General features: G+C 53.5%; 20 protein-coding genes. 13 read left to right on the plus strand and 7 right to left on the minus strand.

The features are described from left to right. Position 1: 1 nt before the first annotated feature. On the minus strand, positions 2 to 925 hold the full coding sequence (locus PsAD26_RS08775) for a Fe(3+) dicitrate ABC transporter substrate-binding protein (RefSeq protein WP_063307092.1): 924 nt from the start codon (positions 923 to 925) through the stop codon (positions 2 to 4). A 149-nt stretch (positions 926 to 1,074) separates the two neighbouring features. Beyond that, positions 1,075 to 2,352 (minus strand): MFS transporter, encoded by a 1,278-nt coding sequence (locus PsAD26_RS08780; protein ID WP_063310051.1) that lies wholly within the window; start codon positions 2,350 to 2,352, stop codon positions 1,075 to 1,077. A gap of 288 nt (positions 2,353 to 2,640) precedes the next feature. On the opposite strand from PsAD26_RS08780, the gene PsAD26_RS08790 reads away from it, so the two are divergent. The 8 genes from PsAD26_RS08790 to PsAD26_RS08825 all read left to right on the plus strand — a co-directional run bounded on the left by PsAD26_RS08790 (position 2,641) and on the right by PsAD26_RS08825 (position 11,045). Beyond that, positions 2,641 to 3,534, plus strand: a complete 894-nt coding sequence (locus PsAD26_RS08790) for a GNAT family N-acetyltransferase (protein ID WP_208985578.1) — start codon at positions 2,641 to 2,643, stop codon at positions 3,532 to 3,534. A gap of 12 nt (positions 3,535 to 3,546) precedes the next feature. Then, complete coding sequence (locus PsAD26_RS08795) at positions 3,547 to 3,996, plus strand: ABZJ_00895 family protein (RefSeq protein WP_063310054.1); 450 nt, start codon at positions 3,547 to 3,549, stop codon at positions 3,994 to 3,996. A gap of 285 nt (positions 3,997 to 4,281) precedes the next feature. Next, complete coding sequence (locus tag PsAD26_RS08800) at positions 4,282 to 5,871, plus strand: FGGY-family carbohydrate kinase (protein WP_063310055.1); 1,590 nt, start codon at positions 4,282 to 4,284, stop codon at positions 5,869 to 5,871. 29 nt (positions 5,872 to 5,900) lie between these two features. Then, entirely contained in the window at positions 5,901 to 7,541 is a 1,641-nt protein-coding gene (locus tag PsAD26_RS08805; RefSeq protein WP_063310056.1) for a signal transduction protein, read from the plus strand. A gap of 263 nt (positions 7,542 to 7,804) precedes the next feature. After that, entirely contained in the window at positions 7,805 to 8,800 is a 996-nt protein-coding gene (locus PsAD26_RS08810) for a LacI family DNA-binding transcriptional regulator (protein WP_063310057.1), read from the plus strand. Between the two features lie 269 nt (positions 8,801 to 9,069). Beyond that, positions 9,070 to 9,531, plus strand: a complete 462-nt coding sequence (locus PsAD26_RS08815) for a nuclear transport factor 2 family protein (RefSeq protein WP_084403612.1) — start codon at positions 9,070 to 9,072, stop codon at positions 9,529 to 9,531. Positions 9,532 to 9,624: 93 nt separating this feature from the next. Further along, positions 9,625 to 10,410: a trypsin-like serine protease gene (locus PsAD26_RS08820; protein ID WP_063310058.1), complete on the plus strand. Its 786-nt coding sequence runs from the start codon at positions 9,625 to 9,627 to the stop codon at positions 10,408 to 10,410. 101 nt (positions 10,411 to 10,511) lie between these two features. Beyond that, the gene (locus PsAD26_RS08825; RefSeq protein WP_063310059.1) at positions 10,512 to 11,045 is read left to right on the plus strand and encodes a hypothetical protein; all 534 of its coding nucleotides are present in this window, start codon (positions 10,512 to 10,514) and stop codon (positions 11,043 to 11,045) included. A gap of 48 nt (positions 11,046 to 11,093) precedes the next feature. Here the strand turns inward: PsAD26_RS08825 and PsAD26_RS08830 are convergent, their stop codons facing one another. After that, the gene (locus PsAD26_RS08830) at positions 11,094 to 11,762 is read right to left on the minus strand and encodes a DUF6058 family natural product biosynthesis protein (protein ID WP_063310060.1); all 669 of its coding nucleotides are present in this window, start codon (positions 11,760 to 11,762) and stop codon (positions 11,094 to 11,096) included. Positions 11,763 to 11,946: 184 nt separating this feature from the next. Continuing rightward, a complete protein-coding gene (locus PsAD26_RS08835) occupies positions 11,947 to 14,283 on the minus strand; it encodes a hypothetical protein (protein WP_063310061.1) in 2,337 nt (778 codons plus the stop codon). Between the two features lie 438 nt (positions 14,284 to 14,721). Here PsAD26_RS08835 and PsAD26_RS08840 point away from each other — a divergent pair, with 438 nt between their 5' ends. The 4 genes from PsAD26_RS08840 to PsAD26_RS08855 all read left to right on the plus strand — a co-directional run bounded on the left by PsAD26_RS08840 (position 14,722) and on the right by PsAD26_RS08855 (position 18,721). Then, a complete protein-coding gene (locus PsAD26_RS08840; RefSeq protein WP_063287413.1) occupies positions 14,722 to 16,323 on the plus strand; it encodes a peptide chain release factor 3 in 1,602 nt (533 codons plus the stop codon). A gap of 113 nt (positions 16,324 to 16,436) precedes the next feature. After that, positions 16,437 to 17,480 carry a class I SAM-dependent methyltransferase gene (locus PsAD26_RS08845; RefSeq protein WP_063299200.1) on the plus strand — a complete coding sequence of 348 codons (1,044 nt, stop codon included), beginning with the start codon at positions 16,437 to 16,439 and terminating at the stop codon, positions 17,478 to 17,480. A 28-nt stretch (positions 17,481 to 17,508) separates the two neighbouring features. After that, positions 17,509 to 18,207 (plus strand): pseudouridine synthase, encoded by a 699-nt coding sequence (locus PsAD26_RS08850; RefSeq protein WP_063310062.1) that lies wholly within the window; start codon positions 17,509 to 17,511, stop codon positions 18,205 to 18,207. 124 nt (positions 18,208 to 18,331) lie between these two features. Then, positions 18,332 to 18,721, plus strand: coding sequence for a hypothetical protein (locus PsAD26_RS08855; protein WP_063310063.1), 390 nt, complete (start codon positions 18,332 to 18,334; stop codon positions 18,719 to 18,721). A 63-nt stretch (positions 18,722 to 18,784) separates the two neighbouring features. On the opposite strand, the gene PsAD26_RS08860 is transcribed toward PsAD26_RS08855, so the two are convergent. The 3 genes from PsAD26_RS08860 to PsAD26_RS08870 all read right to left on the minus strand — a co-directional run bounded on the left by PsAD26_RS08860 (position 18,785) and on the right by PsAD26_RS08870 (position 20,966). Beyond that, positions 18,785 to 19,189 carry a hypothetical protein gene (locus tag PsAD26_RS08860; protein WP_063310064.1) on the minus strand — a complete coding sequence of 135 codons (405 nt, stop codon included), beginning with the start codon at positions 19,187 to 19,189 and terminating at the stop codon, positions 18,785 to 18,787. Between the two features lie 110 nt (positions 19,190 to 19,299). Then, entirely contained in the window at positions 19,300 to 20,190 is an 891-nt protein-coding gene (locus PsAD26_RS08865; RefSeq protein ID WP_063310065.1) for an AraC family transcriptional regulator, read from the minus strand. 437 nt (positions 20,191 to 20,627) lie between these two features. Then, positions 20,628 to 20,966 (minus strand): hypothetical protein, encoded by a 339-nt coding sequence (locus tag PsAD26_RS08870; RefSeq protein ID WP_063310066.1) that lies wholly within the window; start codon positions 20,964 to 20,966, stop codon positions 20,628 to 20,630. Between the two features lie 553 nt (positions 20,967 to 21,519). On the opposite strand from PsAD26_RS08870, the gene PsAD26_RS08875 reads away from it, so the two are divergent. Next, positions 21,520 to 21,977: helix-turn-helix domain-containing protein (locus PsAD26_RS08875; RefSeq protein ID WP_153041470.1), on the plus strand; the 458-nt coding region annotated here is incomplete at its 3' end.

The raw sequence follows: 21,977 nt of genomic DNA on the forward strand, positions 1-21,977 counted from the left end.
CTTAGTTCTGCACTTGCGTCATGATGCCTTGCAGGTCGTTAGCCGTCATCTCTGCAGCCACCATACCGCGCAGACGAGACCACACATGCGCCTCCACATAAAACACGCGGTCATTTTTCACAGCGCTGATGTTCTCGTAAAGCGCTTCACCCTTCCAGCCGTCAGCAAAGGATGGGTTTGCATAGCGGCCCAAAATGAGAATGTCAGGGTTCACTGCAGAAAGCTGCTCAAGAGAAGTCTTCACATAATTGGATTCGTAAACCGCACCGTTGGTTGGCTTCATGCCGCTGGCAAACCCAAAGCCTTTCAACAACGAACCATTGTAGGAAACAGGTGAGTGCAGCCACAGCCCCTTTGCATTGGTCACACCAAACTGAATCTTATAATCGCCAGCCTTTTCAAACTGAGCGCTGATCTCAGTCATTTTGGCTTTGTGCGCCTCAACACGCGATTTCATTTCATCCGCTTTGCCAACGGCAGCGCCAATCGCTTCCAGCTGTGCAATCGCGGAAGGGTAATCACCGCCCAGGCTGTCAAAAACGACTGTCGGTGCAATTTCAGAGAGCGTGTCATAAGCGGCTGTATGGCGGGTCTTGTCAGCGATAATCAGGTCTGGACCTAAGGACGCAATCACTTCAAGGCTTGGCGTCTTGCGCGTGCCGACAGAAACCCAGTCCTGCCCAATCTTATCCGTGTAAGCGCTGATGATGCGTTCCCGCTTTTTGTCATCCGCCACACCCACAGGAGCAACGCCAACCGCAGCCAGAGCATCAACAAAGCTATATTCGAGCACAACAATACGCTGCGGTTGGTCAGGAACAGTGGTCGTTCCCAACTCGTGTTTTACATCGCGCGCGGACGCTCCAAAGGCAACAAGAGTTGAAAGGGCGCCAGCGAAGGCGGCTGCGAAAAGATTGGATTTCATCGGCTTGACTTCTCATAAGGACGGGCAATAGCAAAGGTTGTAGGGTGAGCTATTGTATACCTGATAATTATAGTCAAGTTTAAATAAGAGTTTTTACCTCATATTTATTCGATAACGCAGACATCTTACAAATGCTTGCGCATAACCACTTAAGACGAAGGTTGCTCTGACAGCTCGTCCACTTCCATCTCCTTGGCAACTTCTTCATCAGCCAGAATAATCGTTTGCGGTGTGGCCGTGCGCGTTGGTGCAGACGGCACAAACACACTCTTCTCGCTCTCGGCGACTGCAGAACGCTGTGTGAGGCGCCAAAGGGTAAAGGCAAGAATAAGCGCATGTGCCCCGAACGTGGACATGAACAGGCCGATGGAACCGAAAACGCTCATCAACACGCCGCCCAGAAATGGCCCGATCATGGACCCCACACCAAGCATCAGCAACAAACCACCGCTGGTCTGCATGGCATCCCCTGCATCCGCATGGTCATTCGCGTGCGCAACCAACACTGGGTAAAAGGTGTAAATCGCTGCGCCAAAAATCACCGCTGAGGCAATGGCAATGTTGGCACTGCTGGTGTCTGCAAACAGGAACATGGAGTCCGCCGCCAAAGCAACCACCGCAATCGCAATCACAACATAACGACGATCTGTGCGGTCTGAGATCATGCCAATTGGCACCTGAGCAAAGGCGCCAGCCAGAATGGATGAACTCACAAACAGTGTAATGCTGGCAATCGGTAGGCCCACTTGTCCGCCATACACAGCCGCCAACGTACCAAAACTGCCGTTGGAAACGCCGGTCAGAACAACAGCAACTACAGCAACGGGAGAGTTACGCCACAGCCGCCTGATATCCAGTTTGACCTGAGCAAGAGGAGCCGGAGCAGGGGTACGCGTGACAGCAGTCGGGATAAGCGCCACCACATAAAACATGGAGGCAATCACAAAGAACTCAAAACCATCAATCGGGCCCATGGAAAGAACAACCTGACCGCCCGTGGTCGCAGCAAGGTTCACCATGGTATAAGTGCCAAAAACGACCCCGCGGTTGCTTGGGTCAGAACGCTCCGTCAACCAGCTTTCTACGATCATAGCCGCACCCGCAAAGGCAAACCCTGCCACGGAGCGGAAAGCAATCCACGCAATGGGATCAACCATCAGGGAAGAGGCCAGAACTGACAGGCATGCCAGAGATGCCATCACACCAAAGGCCCGAATATGCCCAGCCCGCTGCACAATCTTCGGCACGCTCAGACACCCGGTCACATACCCAATCGCCCAACCCGTACCCAGCAGACCGAGAGAAAGCGAAGAAAAGCCCTCAAACGTGCCTCGAAGCGGCAAGTGCATACCGGTAACACCACCGGCAAAAAACAGGAAGGCAGAGCCCAAAAGCAAAGAGGCGATAGGAAGCAGAAACTGACGCATGGCAACGACCCGGAAGCTGGGTAAGCATCCCCGAAAATACTTAACCCGAAAAACACCAGAAGAGATAAGAGCACAACTCCCCCAAAAACGCGACAGCTTTATGTCTACTCCCCTGCTTGAGAACACCTTTTCACGAAATGATCAAACCGATCACGGAAACCCGTCGTGGAAAGCTGGAAGTGGTTCTCCGCTCCCCTTCAACCAACACATTGAGCGACGGTGCGCGTTCGAGGTATTCATAGGCTGGGGTATCATCCTGAGTGATTCAGTGTGATGAGAGGGTTGGGTGTGATTTTATTTCGTCGGGCGTCAGAGTTTTCGTTAAGCCAGCTTCATCAGGTTATGGTTCTGGCGTTCTCCGATTATGTCATCCGGATGGATATGCCGCTTGCTGATTTTGAGCGGATGATCAGGGCTCGAGGCTTTGACGCGGAGTTGTCCTGGGTGGCTACCGACAATGAGCAGCTGGTTGGCTTCTGGTTCATCGGCAAACAAGACGCCTATCCTGGTACCATTTACGCAGTCTCCACTGGAACTGTGCCAAATGCGCGAGGCAAAGGCATTGCGAGCAAGCTTTTTGCCAAAGTTGAAGAATACGCCGCTCAGCAGGGCTATCATCACGTCCAGCTGGAGGTGATCACCAGCAACACGGCAGCCGTAAAGGCTTACGAAAAGCTCGGTTTCCAAACAAAGCGCAACTTCCAGTGCTTCAGTCTGCACAAAGCCGCTTTTGCTGATCGGAATTCTGAGCGCATGCCGGTCCCAGCAGATTGGGCTGAGATCGAACCAAAAGCCGCTGGGCTGTGGGAGTGTGCACCCAGCTGGCAGAACACTGCATTTGCAATCCGAGTGCTCGCAGACGGTGTTGCCGCCTACAAGATTGAGCAGAATGGGCAACTTGCAGGTTACATCGCATTCACCCGCAAGACAGGCGCAGTCATGCAAATCGCTGTGGCTCCGGATAAGCGCCGTCAGGGCTATGCCACCGCACTGCTCACAGCTGCATTTGCCAATGTGAACAAGGAGGCGCTCACCTTCATTAACCTGGATGAAGGTGATGAGACTATCATGCAGGCCCTGTCAAAACTGGGGGCAACAAAAACACTGCAGCAATATGAGATGCATAGAGCATTGCAAACGAGCACCGCTCATGGTCAAGAGAGCATGCTGACCACCCCATAACTGGCACATTTCATGACACAACTGCACCGCTCTCTCTGGTTCTATCTCAGCTCATTCATTGTGATCTACACACTGGTGCAGGTGGCTGTGACTGTGTTGGTGTTTCAGTATGGCATCAAGGAAGCAGGCAATCTGTTCATCGAGTTGGGTTTGCCTGTGGTTTTGGTCAGCCTGATCTTCGTGCGCAACGAACATAAAGCACCAACCGGCTCTGTGTACTGGGGCCTGTTTGTCGGTTCCCTCTCAATCAGCATTCCCATTTCCATGATGGTGCGCAGCTATCTGCTGTCGGGCAGTGAGCATGCTGGTTCAATCAGCCCTTTCCCATCATTCGCAGGGGATGAAATGGGTTTGTTCTTCATCATTGATCTGGTGATCCGCGCACTGGCGTTTGGCATCGGCTACGGCTTTTTCGCCCGTTTGCTGAGTGATGCACAAAACCGCTCGCAAGATCCGAAATAACTTCCCTCAACCACATAAATCCTGAAAATCAATGGCTGGCGGAACTGTCCTCCCTCCTGCTTTGCTGTCTGCATCTATCGCGTGTTCCTCAAAAGGAACCTCCGGTATCTCAAGAAGAAGATGCGTAGCAAAAGCCCGAAGTGGCTTGATGTTCCTGACGTTAAGAGACGCTGCATTATGAGAATTTTTGCATAAATGTCATTTGCTTTGCTCTTGCTAACACGAGTTAGCAGGTGTACTTAGCAAGGTAGAAGAACAATCGCGAGTCGAAAGGGGAGGCCGCGTATGAAACAGACATGTTACGCTGGCATTGATATCGGTTCTGCAAGTGCACGTGTGGGACTGTTCAATGAAAACGGGGAGCGGCTGGCTTTTGCGGTCAAGCCCATCAAGCAGTTTCATGGGCGTACCAATTTCGTAGAGCAATCTTCCGCAGACATCTGGCAGCAGATTTGTGCAGCTATGAAAGAGGCGATGGCCAAGGCAAACGTGTCGGCAGATGAGATCCGCTCTCTGGGCGTAGACGCCACCTGCTCACTTGTGGCTGTCGCGCAGGGAGGTAAACCTGTTTCCCTCGCTGAAAATAGCGAGGCAGATCAGGACACCATAATGTGGATGGACCATCGCGCAGCAGAAGAGACCGCACAGATCAACGCCACAGGTGATGATGCGCTCAAGTATGTAGGTGGTGAAGTTTCCATTGAGATGGAACTACCAAAAATCCTCTGGCTCAAGAACCATTATCCAGATCGTTACGCCAACACAGTCCGGTTTTTTGATCTGGCCGACTATCTGGTCTGGCGGGCAACAGGTGCTGATGTCGCCAGCACATGCACGCTGACCTGCAAGTGGAACTATCTGGCACATGAAGGCCGCTTTGCAGAGGATATGCTGCAAGCCGTTGGCCTGCATGATCTGCCGGAAAAAGTGCCGGAGAAAGTACTGGACCTAGGCGCTTCCGCTGGCGGCCTGTCAGAACAAGCTGCAAAGGATCTCGGCCTCAATACAGGAACACCGGTTGCAGCTGGCATCATTGATGCACACGCAGGCGGTTTGGCGCTCATCGGTGCAGAGCCGGACGGCGGTCTTGCCATCATCAGCGGCACCTCCAACTGCCACATGATCGTCAACCAGAATCCAGTCATGGTGCCGGGCGTCTGGGGGCCGTATTGGGGTGCCATGCTGCCGGGGTATTGGCTGGGCGAGGGCGGGCAGAGCGCAGCTGGCTCTCTGGTGGAATGGACCATCCGGCAATCTGACGCCTATGACGAGCTCAAAGCCGAAGCTGCCAAACAGGGCATGCACGAGATCGCACTCCTCAACAACTGGGTGCTGGATCTGGAGGCGCGGGAAGCGAACCCGACCCGCGGCCTTCATGTCCTTTCTGACCATCACGGCAACCGCTCGCCGCGTGTCAATCCACATGCAAAGGGCGTTGTCTCCGGCCTGACGCTGGAAACGGGCCGGGATGCACTGGCCCGCCTTTATCTGGCAACACTGCAATCCATCGCTTATGGCACGCGGCATATCATCGAGGAAATGACCAAGGCCGGACACAGCATAACCAAGCTGTTCATGTGCGGCGGAGCCACCAAAAACCTGCTCTGGCTCAGAGAATATGCCAACATCACGGGCCGTGAAATTCAGCTGGCGGAAGAAGAAGATGCCGTCACGCTGGGTGCTGCCATTCTGGGTGCCGTGGCTTGCGGAGACTTCAAGGACATTCCGTCAGCCAGCGCAAAGCTGGTGCGTGTTGGTGGCCTCATCAAGCCGGTGCGCAACACCGCTGAGTTCCACGCCGCCAAATATCAGGTCTACCTCAATCTTTACGACAACCATCAGCACCACAAGGCGCTCATGGGAAAAGCCATTTAACTATCAAAACAAGTTCAGGAGGACACCACGTGCTCAACCTGCCACAGGCCCCAGCGCCTATCTGTGTAGCGGACAAGGAGATCCTTGTCGTCACCAATGCCGACCTTCGTGAAAGCGCCAATGTCGCTTGTTGGCCAACCTTTGAGGATTACGCGCAGCGATTGGAAACTGCGCTGACCGCACAAGGCTTCAAGATGAAGCGTGCCCATGAGTATGATGCGGCGCGCGGCCACGGCTTCATCTCTTCGCAAAAAGAAGGCTCAGAACTCTTTGCGCGGATTGATCCGGAAGCCCCGCTCATCGTGTTGCTCACTGCATGGCAGTACTCACACCACATCGCGCCATCGCTTGCAAAACACAAAGGGCCAATCCTGCTGCTTGCCAATTTTGATGGCACATGGCCGGGTCTCGTCGGCATGCTCTGCATGGCTGGTTCTTTGACAAGCCTTGGCGTTGATTACTCCCGCCTCTGGTCCCAGTCGTTTGAGGATGAGTTCTTCAACTCAAGCCTCGCCACATGGCTGAAGGATGGCAAACTCAATCATGACACCTCCTACCTGCAAGATGTCTCCGCAAACCATGCGGTCCTGCAAACTCCTGCCGGTCAGGCAGGGCAACAGGTAGGCGAGTACATCCTAAAGAACAAAGCCATCCTTGGCCTGTTTGATACGTTCTGCATGGGCATGATGAACGGCTATTTCCCGGTCAAAGCTCTTACAGATATCGGCATGCCGCTGGAAAGCCTCTCCCAGTCAGCTCTTCTGGTAGAAATGGAGAAAGTGCCTCAGTCTCTGCGTGAGGAATGCCTGAAGTTCTACGAGGACCGGGGCATGACCTTCAAGTTCGGCAGTGATGATGCCACTGAACTGACCCGCGAGCAGGTGTTGGAACAGTGCGCCATGATGATCGCCATGGCCCGCTTCACCACCCGTTTCGGCCTCTCTGCGGTTGGCGTGCAGTACCAGCAAGGCCTGAAAGACAGTTGTGCTGCTTCAGACTTTGCTGAGGGAGCAATCGGCTCAACAGTGCGCTTCCCGATCCCGGACGAAGACGGCACCATCATCTGGGAAGGCAAACCAATCCCGTGCATCAACGAAGTGGACATGGGCACGGCCATCCCGCAAACCATGATGTGGCGCCTTTTGGATGCCATGGGCCTGCCTGCTGAAACCACACTGCATGATGTGCGCTGGGGCAGTGAGTATGAAGGCACCTTCTATTGGGACTTTGAAATCTCCGGTTCTGTTCCCTTTGAGCATCTCAAAGGTGGCATCGCAGGGGCCACAGGCTATCGCCAGCCAGTAATGTATTTCCCTAAAGGCGGTTCCAGCATCGCAGGTCAGTGTAAGGCGGGCGCGTTCTTCTGGGCGCGGGCGCATTATGAGGGCACACAGGTCATCATGCACATCGGCACAGGTCATGCTGTTGAACTGCCGGAAGACGAGTTTGAGCGTCGCCGTAAAGCAACCACTTATGAGTGGCCACTGATGAACTGCACGCTCGATGGTGTTGGTCGTGACGACCTTATGGCTGGGCACCAGTCCAACCACATCACAGTCGCTTATGTGCCAGAAGATAAGCTGCGCGATGTGCTTCAAGCGTTCGTGGCTCAGGCACTGACACAGGGCATAAATGTCAAGATCGCAGGCTCTGCGAAAGACATGCTCTAAAGCGGGGATGAGAGAGTTTGAGCATCACGTGGTGCTCAAACTCACGCTAAGCTGCGGGATATCCACGGACACCAGCCCGCACCTGCCATATTCTGCTTGGCAATTTGAGGAAGGCTGACTACCACTCAACAGTTAAGCGTGTCTCCCAAAATGCTGAATGCATTTCGCAAAAGGATACACGCCAGAGCAATGGGTTAGAGCGTACTCCGCCACCGCAGGCAAGCGAGGAGGGGCTCTGAAAAATCAGGGCGAGAAACGACGCAATGGCCAAAAAGCCGGATGAAATTGCAAAGGCGCTCGGCGTCTCCATTACCACAGTGCGACTGGTGCTGGGCGGCAAGGCAGAAAAGTACCGCATCAGCAAAGCAACCCAGGCCCGCATTCGTGAGTATGTGGAAGAGCATGGTGTCAAATTCGACCTGACCGCTCGCAGCCTCAAGCTCAAACGCACCAACACGTTTGGCCTGATCATCCCGCGCCTTGCCAACCCGTTCTTTGCCAAACTCTCTGAAGAGCTGGAACACCGCTGCCGCGAAACCGGCTATCAGCTCATCATCAGTTGCTCCAACTCAGATGAAGAAACAGAGAAGGAGCTGGCAAACGGCCTTGTTCAGCGTAATGTAGACGGCCTGTTTGTGGTCTCATCCACCTCCGGCAGTCAGCAACACTTGGGCAAAACCATCACCAAACCTATAGTGTTTTTGGATCGTGACTATGGCAACACCGATGCCCCCATTATCACCTCCAGCAACTTTGAAGGTGCAAAAGACCTGACGACAGCCATTGCGAAGGCTGCGGGAAGTGAGCCAGTCTACTTCCTGATCGGCGGCAGCAATCAACCCACCATCACCGAGCGAGCACGCGGATATCTGGATGTCATGCCGGAAAACGCAGGTGAAGACTGGACCCTCCAGTCCGCCCGTAACCGCACGCAGGATGGGGAGCAGATGATGCAGACCCTTTGGAATAAACTCGGCACTGCCCCGCAAAACCTGATGGCATCTTCTCTACCGGTTCTGGAGGGCGCCTTGGCACTCCTGCGTGAGAAGCTCGGGCACATCCCAGCTCAGCTACGCCTTGCCACCTTCGATGACGATAAGATGCTGTCCTTCCTGCCTAATGAGATCTGGTCAATCAAACAGCAGGAACCGGAGTGGGCAGAAGCAGCACTGCAAGCCATGACCCAGACCATGAGCAGTGAGCAACCACACAGCAAAACCATTGCGACCCGCCTGATCCACCGGCCCAAAGATCAGTAATCTGTCACTATTTGTGGCGGAAATGCGGCGAAGAATTATACCTCTGAAAACCATAGGATCGGAAGAAGGTGCTCATTCCGCAGCGTAACCGTTATATTCCTTAGGTATGTAGAGCAGGCAAATGCGCTAGTCTGCCTGCGGCTATGGTACTCTTTGGAGATGAACTCGGGCTTATCCCTGAAATGCACACCGGATTTCGACAGATGGATACGCGCGAAAACAAATAGTTAGAGCATTATTGGATGCCCTGACCAGCTGGGAGCATGTAGATGGATACTATTGGGCCAATCCAAAATCGCATAAGTCGTTTCTTTATTGATGTCGACGACCGGAACTGGGAGTCCGTCGAAGCTGCGATGACTGGCCGTGTCCATCTGGATTATTCCTCCTTTGGGGCAGGGGAACCTGTTGACCTGACGCCGGAAGCAATCACAACTGCATGGAAAGAGCTGCTGCCCGGGTTTGATCAGACCCATCACCAGATCGGCAATGCACTCGTTGAATCCAAAGAGCAAAAAGCCAAGGTCAAAGTCCATGCCACCGCCACCCACTTTATTGATGGTGCAGAAGGCGGAGATATCTGGGTGGTTTATGGCAGCTATCATATTGCGCTGGTGCATGAAGGCGGAGCCTGGAAAATCAGCAGCATCCAGTTCAACTTCAAGTTCCAGGATGGCAACATGGATCTGCCAGTGATCGCGCAGGCCCGTGCGGATGAAAAAGCCGAGTAACCTGCAATAGCATTTTTAGTCTGGGCGATTGCCCGCAGGCCGCATATAACAGCAGGTGTGATACTGCCGTAACTGGCGTGATAGGACCTGCTTATGCTGCTGAACTTGCTTTCCAAATGCACCTTAGGGGCGGCTCTCCTCATCGCGCTGGGCGCAGCCGCAACAAAGGCACAGGATAAGCCCGGCAAATCCGAAAAATTCTTTCCCGGTATCATTGGAGAGGACAATCGCGAAATCATCGACAGCTGGGATAAACCATGGAACGCCATTGGCCGGGTGAATGTTGCCGGGTTCCGTTCCCGTTCAATGTGCTCCGGTACGCTGATCTCGGATCGAATGGTCATCACCGCAGCTCATTGCCTGTACAACGCCCGTACCGGCAAAGCGCACGTTCCCTCAAAAATCAACTTCGTGGCCGGGGTGCGTCGGGATAAGTTTATCGCCCACACCACTGCCGCCTGCACCTACTTGCTGGATGGCTACACCTTCACCTCCCGCCCGACTTTGAAGCATGCCGCAACCGATGTAGGCGTAATCATACTCTCAAAACCGCTGGACGTGCCGCCGATGTCGGTGATCAGCAATTCGCCGGAAGTCACCCAAAACCTCGACCTCACCAGCGCCGGATATGCTCGGGATCGTCCGTTCCTGCTGGCCGCCGATAAAAACTGCAAGCTGCTGAAAGACCGTGGCAACCTCTGGCTCACCAGCTGCGACACCAACTACGGCGGCTCCGGCGGTCCGGTGATGGTGGACGAAGGCGGAGAACTCAAACTCACCGCCATCATGGTCGCCTCCGCCCAAAACAAATTCTCCATCGCAGTGCCAAAGAATACCTGGGCGCACCTTCTCGAGAAAACCACCTGCGAAGGTAAATAAGCTTAAGCCTGCCTTTACCTTAAGCCCAACACAGCCTCACACACACCGATCCAGCCCGTCCTGTCTCTTGTTGCCAACGAAAAACAACAAGGGACAAACCCATGAAATTTCTGAGTATCCTTGCAGCAGTTGCTGCTTTCCTATCGATTTCGGTAGAGGCAAATGCTGCCCTTCAACAATGTCGAACCATTGACAGCGTTATTGCTTCATCTGAGCTGGACACAAATCGAGACCAAGGCGGACATATCGCAAAGCATGTGATCAACGAAGGCATTTTCAGCAGTGATGCAGATGCGCAAGCAAAGCAAACAGGCACATTTTTCTTGGATGAAGATCAATATGAAAGCGTTGCTGCCATTTTCCTTGCAGGAGGCGCTGGTAATTGTGAAACAACGGGTTCTGCTGCAAATGTAGAGATCGACCTTGTACAGGCAGATTTTGCAGCTAAACCGGCTGCATTTATTGGATACAATTGTAAAGCTGGCTCAATCCTCACTGATAAAAATCCATTTGCTGCTGGTCCACGGGTGTATTGTGGCCAGGAAGGGACATCTTTCACACCATCACAAATCCGGTTTGTCATGAAATGGGTGGATGGAAATTGGGTTATTCGCACCGCATTTCCGATGCCTTAAAATGAGTTGGGCGCAGCACCACGCTGCGCCTTCCACCATGGCGACGCCTTAAGCCGCAACACGCTCTGCCAAATACCGCTCCCGAACATCAATGATACAGCGCTGTCTCGACGACTGACTTACCTCGTGTGCAGCAAACTCGGATTCCACACCATCCAGAAAATCCACTGTTTGCCTCAGCAGCCCGAGCTGGTCATCTGGGAACCAGTGAGGCTCGGTCTCTGTAATCTTCTCAACGTACCGCACACCAACCTGCTTCTGGAAGATCGTGTCCGGCTGGCCATCACGGGTGCAGATGCCGTAGGTGCCGTTGAGAAAATGGCCCCATGTGCGCTCCTCCAGATCCCCATCAAACGCGCTCAGCACCTCAGGGTAGGACGCATGCAAGCGAGATCCCAGCTCTCCGGCACGAAATGCCTCTTTGGCATTGCGGAAACGGGAGAGGAAAAACGCTTTGGCGGCCTGTTCCTGTGTCAGGCCAAAACACTGCAGATCCTCAAACCAGCGCCGATGGCTCTTCAGGTGGAAGCGATAAAGCTCCCGTTCCTGATACTGACCAAAGAAGGAAACACACAGCGAGCTGTTGGTGAACAGGTAAGAGGCGGCAGGCATCACCCGCCGCTCCAGCAGGCTCTGCCAGTCCGCGGATGAAAGGCCAAGCAGATCCAGAAACACCTGTTCCTCATAGAACTCTGAATAAAGACAGTTGAGCAGCAAGGTACGCTCCTAAAGCAAGAGATGGAAAACCCACCTTAAGCTCTAACCCACTTCATTCATGTAATGTTTCGATACGGGTCGAACTAAGCTAGCCGGCTCGCACCTGGCTCAAAAACGCCTGCGTCTCATCCGAACACTCTGAGAGGCTAGTGATTGCCAGCCTTCTATGTTGATGGGTACAGGCCTATGTATTCCACGGAGCGCCGATGTTGATTAAAATGCCCTTGGGAAGATGGGCGCCGTAGTTGATGTTGGTGGAAAACCCGCCTTGGTCATCAAACGGGTATCCATAGGCAAAACCATTAATACTCACACCAATGAACTCATTGACATTCCAATTTCGATGCAAGAAGCCTGAATACGAGTTGCAATTGACGGCTCCCGGTGTACGCAGTGCTCCATAAAACCGATGGGGTGAGGCGGGCTCTGTTGAGTTCGTGTCTAAAAAATACGTCGCCAGATGTTTTGCGGTGTTCTCTACCTCGCCAACCAGAACAAAATCATTGTCGCCGACCTGGCGATAGATTCGTACTGCTTTGTATAGTTCAGGTCTCTGTGGCAACCATGTTAAACCAACCTGCGCCGCTTCGAGTAGTTCAACTGTTTGCGGTGCTGACAACGTTGTCTCGCACCCATCACCCAGCACACCTGTCAGATAATAGGTGTAGATCCACGGTGGCACATGCGTGATCATATTGTTGTTAATGTTGACCGTAGGCTTTGCACTGAATGTGAAAAGGCAAGTGTATTGCTGAGGCGTCAGCACAGTTGCTTCGCCATAGGCGATACCTCGATTTATGGCGGAAACAATGACATTTTCAATGTTCGTCAAACCAGCGGTTGCCAATCCGGCAAAATGAGATTGTGCATTGGCATCCGTATCGTTTCCTGAGGCAAACACACCACTACAGGCAAAGACCATTTGTGATGGGCTCAATGTGTGGTTCTGCATCCAAGAAGGAGCTGGAGGAATTTTGTAAAGGCTCAGCTGTGGCACCGTCATGGAAAGGAGATCTGTGTTCTCCGCAAAATACGGAAAATACACATTAATCACTGCACCTTCATATTCAGCAGAGCTCAAAGTTGTCATGCCTTTGATATTGCTGTTATTCAAGTCAGCAGGATCATAGGCATTCCCGACGAGTTGCAGCACCAAGTACTCCGTCTTGCCATCGCCCCAAGTCCATTTTGCATCAATTGACGCGCTTGTGCCTTTGGTATTGATGTACTCCATCGAAGTGATCTTCTCGCCGCGTTTGGGCATCACTTTCTGCACTGAACCACGCCAAAGCGTTCCATTTTGCTTGTTTTTCTCCTGAGGGTCTTGGTAGAGCCAGAAATCTTTCGTGTAATAGTGGCCAAAAAAGCCTTGAAGCACATCGTCAAACCATACAGAAAGCGGGTTGAACCCATAATCGGTTTTGTGCGGATGCCGGTTTTTGTTCTTAACACGGGTTGTATCGTCCACATAAACATAGCCAGATTGTGCGTTCCATTGTGCAATGCTCATCTCAGCCAGCAGCTCATATGCGCTCAGATCGGCTGGAGCTGTTTTGGTGCCTTTTGGTTCTCGTGCTCGATACAGGCGCAAACCTGTCGAAATCGGGTTGTTTTTTTTGTAGGGTCCAGGAAACGCTGTCCCGTGCTTCAGCCAGCCGATATGGACTGCATTCAGATTTCCTTTGAATGCTCCTGGGAAGACTGGCGCGGAACCTGCAGTTTCAGTCGTTTTGCCATCACGTTCATAGGTCTCACTTACCCGGTAAAAGTAAGCATACTCTGGAAAGTCTTTGTCTGCGTTCGCAGATGTTGCAGGAGCGAGGCCGCAATAAGAGGGCGGTTTTGGGGTTGTGTTCTTTTGCAGAATATCTTGTGGCGCAACAAGCTGTCCGGTGCTTTCTTGCAAGCACTGGTAAAAAGCCGCTTGTTGACCTGATGAATCAAACACCTTCTTAAAGCGCTCAATTAACTCATTCTGGCTGAGTGGGATGCCCACGCAAGTGAGAGGGAAGGGCGCTGTATCACTGTGAGCCGTAAAAGGAAAGCTGATCTGATCAACAACAGTGATGTCCACATCGAGTGATTGTTTAGCACCTGTCTTGTCAGGCGCCGTATAGGTCACTTCAAAAAGCCCAAAGCACATGTCTGGATTACCATCTGGTGTTGGAGCAGACGGCTTATTCTGGCTGACAGGAACACCCGCAGAGGCCCCGAAAAACATAATGACAGCACCACTTCCTAGCGATTGGTCCGTCGGCAGGTTGATTGTGAACGTGCCATCCTTCAGGTTTGTCGGCTTGTTCAGGCAAGCTGTGTTGATCCCGTTAGTGCTGCCATTAAAGCTGACATACTTGTTTGAGGCGTCATCCCAGTAAACCCATTCCTTACCTTGCTGGCCATAAATCGCATAAGTGAAGCACTCTTTTGTGTGAGGCAGTTTGAAGTTCATAGCCGGGAACTCGCCAGAAGAAACCAACTCGTACCGACCTGCGATGATATTGGGATGTTTCATGGTGCTCATAACGTGAATTCCCTTTCCCCAGTTGATGACGAAACGCATTTGAAGATGACGCGCAATACGTTGATGTGTGCCAAGAATTAGTAGAGAGGAGCGTAGCTAACGCTGTTAGGCCTGTCTTGCTCCAAGCGGTTCAAGGGTAAAGTGCCATTATAAATTGTAGGTCGCATCTAAACCGTTTCTGCTCCAAAACAGAGTTATTAAGCCTAACGTGCTTCATTGCTTCAACAGCGTTGCCATCAGTTTTCTACTGTCAATTTGCCGGGTTCAATTTGTCCCAAATAACTGAAAGGGCTGGCAATCAGAGCCTACATTTTGTAAGAGGCCTGCAACATTAGTTTTTGCAGATCAAACGCATGGCTGCGCCCAAGAAAGCCGCGCCGCGTTTTTTGGCATCTGCAGCATCAAAAGTGCAGGAGTTTGCCTGCAAAAGGAGGCTCTATGAGCACAGCAGGCACGGAAGCCTATAAGGCACGCCGCACATTCGCGATCATCTCTCACCCGGATGCCGGTAAAACCACACTCACCGAGAAGCTGCTTCTGGGTGGTGGTGCGATCCGTGCTGCGGGGCAGGTGCGTGCGCGTGGTGAGCGCCGCCGCGCCCGCTCTGACTGGATGAAGATTGAACAGGAACGCGGTATCTCCGTATCATCCTCCGTGATGACGTTTGAGCGCGATGGCATCCTCTTCAACCTGCTCGATACACCGGGCCACGAAGACTTTTCTGAAGACACCTATCGTACACTAACCGCTGTTGACGCAGCCATCATGGTGATTGACGCTGCAAAGGGTATTGAAACCCAGACCCGCAAACTGTTTGAAGTTTGTCGCCTGCGCGATATTCCAATCATCACCTTCGTCAACAAGATCGACCGTGAAGGTCGCCACCCAATGGAAGTCATTGACGAGATTCAAGAGGCACTGGCCCTTGATGTGACGCCAATGAGCTGGCCTGTTGGTATGGGTTCCGACTTCTTTGGTGTTTACGACCATATCGGCAACCGCTTCTTCACCTCTACTGAGGGCCGCGGTGGTGCTCTGGATACCATCAAAGATGTTAAAGGTCTGGAAGACCCTGAGTTGGTTGGTGAACTGTTCGACAACATCCGCGAAGAACTGGAAGAAAACGTGGAACTGGGCGGCGCAGGTTACCCTGAGTTCGATCACGAAAGCTTCCTGGAAGGGCATCTGACCCCAGTCTTCTTCGGTTCTGCTCTGCGCGATTACGGTATCGACCAGATCCTCGATTTCATCGCCGCATATGCACCACCTCCACATTCTCAGCCAGCAACGGGTGGCCGCACCATCAAGCCGGAAGAGAAAAAGGTAACCGGCTTCGTGTTTAAGGTTCAGGCCAATATGGACCCCAAACACCGTGACCGCATCGCGTTCGTACGCCTGTGCTCCGGTACATTCAAACGCGGCATGAAGCTCAAGCATGTGCGTGCTGGCAAGCCAATCACCGTGTCCGCCCCAATCTTCTTCTTTGCAGAAGAACGAGAGATTGCGGAAAAGGCCTATCCGGGCGATGTGATCGGCGTGCCAAACCATGGCCAGCTGCGTGTGGGCGATACCCTGTCAGAAGGCGAAGAAATCCACGTCACTGGCCTGCCAGCATTCGCACCTGAAATTCTGCGCCGCGTACGCCTGACAGACACCATGCGCGTCAAGCAGATGCGCCGTGGCTTGGAAGATCTGGCAGAAGAAGGTCTGGTGCAGATCTTCAAACCAGCCATTGGCACCAACTGGATTGTCGGTGTTGTGGGTGTGCTTCAGCTGGACGTTGTGGTGGATCGCCTGAAAGCGGAATACCAGACAGAAATCGGCTTTGAGACCGCCATGTACAACACAGCGCGCTGGATCGAGTGTGAAGACAAGCTCAAGCTTGATAAGTTCCTTGAGACCAACCGCGCGCATGTGGCATTGGACCGGGACGACAAGCCTGTTTATCTCTTCAAAAACGCTTGGGAAGTAAGCTACATCGGTGAAAAGAACCCTGATATCGGCTTCCGCGAAACCCGTGAAATTGTGCACACGTCTTAAGCTTATCTCCGAAAAGCGGTTTGGACTAGAATACGCCTACAAATAAAGCCTTGGGCTCGGCGCGTGACTTGAGTGAACGCGACAGGCTCCAGGGCAGCAAGGATAAGAACAAGATGAAAGATCCAGCTCTCGATACATTGCTGCTGCCATTTGAAGACGGTCTGCTCAATTTCTTCGAAGAAGGTGCCGCTGATCAAAAGGCACTCTTCCTGCGTGCCCGCATGGGCTTTGCCATGAATGGCATCGCCAAAGACCGCCTGATCTGCCAGCAGACATTCGCTCCAGACAGAGACAATCTGGAACGCGCTGGCTTCACAGTTGCACCAGAAGTTGACGGCCAGTACCCGCTGGTCATGCTGCTGCCTCCGCGCCAGCGTGACGAAGCACGTGCACTCATGGCAAAAGCCGTGAAGTCCGCAGTAGAGGGCGGTATTGTCGTTGTCAGTGCCTCCAACACAGAAGGTGCCAAGACTGCTGAAAGCGATCTCACCAAATTGGCAGGCAACACCGGCAAGGTCTCCAAGAACAAATGCCGTGTGTTCTGGGCAGAAATTACACCAGAAACCGTGAACCACGAGCTGGTGGAAGAATGGTCCAAACTGGATGCACCGCGCGAAATCATGGAGGGCGAGTTCGTCAGCCGTCCGGGCGTGTTCGCATGGGATCATCTGGACAAAGCCTCTCAGCTTCTTGTTGCAACACTGCCAGAGAAACTGGCGGGCCGCGGCGCTGATCTGGGCTGTGGTTTTGGCTACCTGACCCGTGAAGTTGCCAAACGCGAAAAGGTCAAAGAGATTGATCTTTATGAAGCTGAAAAGCGTGCGCTGGACTTGGCTGAGCAGAACCTGAAGGGCAAGACCGGAGAGGTCGCGCTGGACTTCATCTGGCAGGATGCCACCAAGAAGCTGGCACGCACCTACGACTTCATCTTCACCAACCCGCCATTCCATGCAGGTGGCAAGCAGGACCGTGCAGATATCGGGCAGGAGTTCATCAAGTCCGCCGCCCGTGGTTTGCGTCCATCCGGTCATCTGTGGTTGGTCGCCAACCGACACCTGCCATATGAAGCAACACTGGATAAGGTGTTCGCCTCCTACGAGATCAAGGCAGACCAGAACGGCTACAAAGTCATTCGTGCCATCAAGGCGAATAAATAAACTTGCGGCTTTGAGTTAGGAACTAGGCATGAGACTTGTAAAGCTATTGGCAAATCTGGGATACGGCAGCCGCAAAGAAATGCAGGCCGCCATCCGCAATGGTTGGGTCACTGATAAAGACGGCAACCCAATCAAAGCCGATAGCAAGCTGCCTCATGAAGACATCCTGTTTGATGACGAGCCGCTGGACCCACCACAGGGCTCCGTCATCCTGCTCAACAAACCGCTGGGTTACACGTGTTCCATGAAGGATCGCGGACGTCTGGTGTTTGATCTGCTGCCAGACCGCTACCGCGTCCGCAAACCAGCTCTGTCCTTTGTGGGCAGACTGGACAAGGACACCACAGGCCTGTTGCTGTTCACTGATGACGGCAAACTCCTGCACCAGATCATCTCACCCAAGGCAGATGCTGCAAAGATCTATGAGGTTGAGCTCGACCGCCCGATGACAGGCGGGGAAGCGGATCAGTTTGCCTCCGGTGAAATGATGTTGGAGAACGAGACTAAACCGCTCAAACCAGCAGAACTGGAAGTCCTGAGCGAGACAACGGCCCGCCTCACGCTCCACGAAGGCCGCTACCACCAGGTCCGCCGCATGTTCGCCGCCACCGGCAACCACGTAAACAAACTCCACCGCGCCCAACTCGGCGGCCTCACACTGGACGGCGTGGAAGAGGGGAGCTGGAAACTGCTATCACAAAGCGATATCGACAAGATCTTTGGGTGATCGCTGAAAAGAGCATTCAGCCTCACTCCGGCTCCAAATGAGACATGAGACCTTTATTGCTTAAGGCCATGCTAGCAACACTTCAAGCTTTGCAGGATATGGCCTTCTTAAATGAGGCCCATAAATGCATCCGAAACTGAAGCTGGTTGCTGCGCTTGTGCTCAGCGGAGTTGCTCTGGCTGGCTGTCAAAGCCCCAACCAAAAACGAATTCATGAGAACATCAAGTCGGGTCAGTATCCGCTGACCTATTCCAAGAAGGTCGGCAAGTACACCTTGTCCTATAGCAAGCCAGACAAAGCGCGGAACTGGCAATTCCTGCTCAGTATCACCCCAACCACCAATCCATTCCGAGATCAGGAAGTGCTGGCGGCGATCTTCGAGACGGTCACACCCATGTGTAGCTCCCGCCTGCCAAATGCCGATCCCAACAAATTCGGTATCCTGAGCAAGAAACCGCTCGTGGATGAGAGCACACAGACCTCAAGGATCCTGCTGTCCTGTAAAACTCGATAGAGCGAAAGATAAGATAGAGCGCTGACGCCGTTCTTCAGCGCTCATTGCCTCAAGCAAACAACATCACCGCCCCGCCTTCTCCCGCACCATCTCCAGATGAGCCCGGATCTTCTCCTCATACGCCCATGTGGAGAGCAGGTTGCCGAGCAGTTTTTGGTTGGGTGTGCGCAGGCAGACCATGTAAAGCTGGGTGTCCAGCGCCGCCATCCACACCAGCGGAACCCACAGGGACCAGCAGGCCACGTCAGCCAGCACGTAGCCGCCGGACTGCTCCATGACCCAGTTTGTTACCCAGTAAATCCCGATGGCATAGATGATCGTCAACACGGTCATCAAAACACCCGCAAACAGTCCCCAATAGAGCCCCTTACGCGCCCACAGCAGCAAAGACAGGTAGAGCCGCCACATCCTGAACAGGGTCAGGAGGCGATAGAAGAACAGACGCCTGAATATCCAGCCGAGGACCATGAACCGCTCGCGAACCAGCCAACACCGCCAAACCCTAAGGCGGCGCCCCTTAACTCCGCGATAAACCGCAGGCGCAGTTTGACGGCAACCCGCTTACCAATCACAGGGGCTTAAGAAAGAGGCCGCACCGGAATGCAGATCACCACCTCATGTGGTCCCGTCTCGCCGGTCATGGACGGATACAGCTGGAAGCACGGCATATTCTCCGGCTCATAACCACTCATGGGCAACCAGTCGCCATACATATATTCCCACGCAGCTTGAGATTGATCATGGGTGATCACAAAGTGCCCGCAGGCATAGCGCCCGCCGCCAACCACCATCTTGCCCACTTCGCCCTCAACATCCGCTGGCCCATGCAGCGTCAGGCAGGAGCTGAACCGCACAGGCTCCACGTCAGTCACTTGCGGGTCGTCGTGGAACAGGCACATCATCTCCGCCCCATGCATCAGCCCACGCGGTCCGGCCCACGCCATCAGCGCGCCAAACGCCTCGCCAAAAATCTCGGGCCGTTCCTGAAAGTTGTCCGTCCGCCGCACATAAGCCACCGTGCGCGGCTCCAGCTTGCACACCTCCGCCTTGTCTGCCACCAACCCGCTCACAGGCCGTTCCAGCACCACGGTCTCACCATCAATCGCCTCAACAGATGCGCTTGCATCCCGCCGCCACTGACTGGCCGACATGCCAAACCGTGCCTGAAACGAGCGCGCAAAGGTGGAGGGCGAGGCAAAGCCCATGTCCAGCGCCGCATCGGTAATGGAGATCGCAGGGTTCTGCTTCAGCCGCCGCGCTGCCTTCTCCACCCGCAACCGGCTGGTGAACTGGTTGACCGTCTCTCCGGTCATAGCGCGAAAGATGCGGTGAAAGTGATAGGGAGAAAAACAGGCCGCATCGGCAATCTGCGTCAGCGAAAGCTCCTCGCAGATGTTCTGCTCAATGTAATCCATCGCCCGGTTAATCCGCTGCGTGTAGATGTTCTTCTGCAAAGCTTCATGCCGCATAATCAGCCCCCCAAACTTGCAAGGAGACTACAACATCTCCCCCAAAAGGGGAGCCTGATTTTAACGAGAAGCAAAGGTAATCCGGCAAAACGGGCAGGGGGTACAACATCAAAGGCACAGCTCGGTCAGGGATAAAGAAAACTCCACCCACTCTATGCTGTCGCCGCCCACCATTCTTTGCAATTCTTGCTATGTTTGCATCCCACATGCCACGGCCTGTAAAGGCGCTGGCCTGCGAAGGGATGACAGCTCCGCAGACCAGCAGGGCACCCTTGGCGGCAATGCGGGGTGTATGCGCGTTCCGCCTCCGGCACCACAGCGGCTGGCACGCACGGCGCCAAACGCTCAAGCACAGTCGGTCTGCACAGGTGCATCGTGGCAAAACACCTGCCACGAGCACCTATGCGGCCATCAAAAAAGCCGATTGCCTGAGATGATCAGGAACCGGCTTTGTCTGGAAACGGCACTGTTTTGGTTATGGGCTGCGGCTGGTCGACCTGCTCCCGACCGTATTCCCGAAACCTGCTTTTGGGCATGGGAGAGGAATACGCATCAATAATCTGTCCGCAGCTTTTTTGAAGAGCTTCCAGTCGGTCGCGGAAGGCATAATGCAAAGTGAACAAAGCATCCCGTTCACTGCTGTCCTGCATCCTCTCGCTCAGCAACAGCTGCTGCATATAAGCAAGGTTCTGCAAATCAGATGCAGCGACGAGCACTTCGTCTATTTCATTTTGGAAAGTATTTGTGGCGCTACACGCGCAAGCGGAACTGGTCATTTTAGAGCGTATCGCCGAAAAGTGGGCACCGGTTTTCGGATAAAGATACGCTTACAACAAGATGAGAGTGTAGCGCATGAATGCGATACGCTCTTGTACCCCTTGTATTTGGCAGTTGAAGATCCGCGCGTCAGTTAAGTTTGTGATGACCCACTGGCGAGCGGGAGGTTCACAACCTGATACAAGGCAGGCAGGTTTATTCCTTCCCGAAGGAAGTGTTGTATTCACCGTCCTCCCGCTCATAGCAAAGGGTTTGCGCCCTTCACAAAAAAGGCACAAAAAATCCGCTAGTTACGGGAGCGGTAGCCGCTTGTATTGAGGTTGTGAAGCCTCACACATGAATGTGGAATGAAACACCGCCCTTGTCAAATTGGTAATTTAGGCAAGGGGTGTGGATTGGTGGAAAGAGTAGGGCGCTTCAACGGGTCATGAGACAAGCAGCTGCCTCCCCCTCGGTGTCTTCCCGGCCCCCGATGTACATACCGGAGACATAGGTGACAGGTGTTCGGAGAGATGGTTGACACATTAACATGGCATTCAGGGAGGGACCGGGATGCCTTGGAAAGAGTGTTCAACAATGAAACTTCGAGAAGAGTTTGTCCGACTTGCAGCTCAGGACAATGCTAATCGGCGTGCCTTGTGTCGCCGGTTCGGTATCAGCCCACAAACAGGCTATAAATGGCTGAGGCGGTGGCGTGCGGGAGAAGACTTGAATGATCTCTCCCGCCGGCCCAGAACATCTCCTGGACGTTCACCACAGGAGGTGGAGCAGAGGGTTTTATCAGTACGTGATACTTACCCGGCTTGGGGCGCTCGAAAGATCTGCGCTTATCTGCAGCATAAAGGCATTACAGTTCCAGCAAGCTCCACGGTGCACGCCATTCTACAGCGCCATGACCGTATTGAACCGAAATCAACCCCAAGGTCCCCGGATTGGCAGCGATTTGAAGCTCCTCTTCCTAATCAACTCTGGCAAATGGATTTTAAAGGTTGGATCAGGCTGGAAGGGTG

Source organism: Pseudovibrio sp. Ad26, from assembly GCF_001623285.1.
Taxonomy (GTDB): Bacteria; Pseudomonadota; Alphaproteobacteria; order Rhizobiales; family Stappiaceae; genus Pseudovibrio; species Pseudovibrio ascidiaceicola.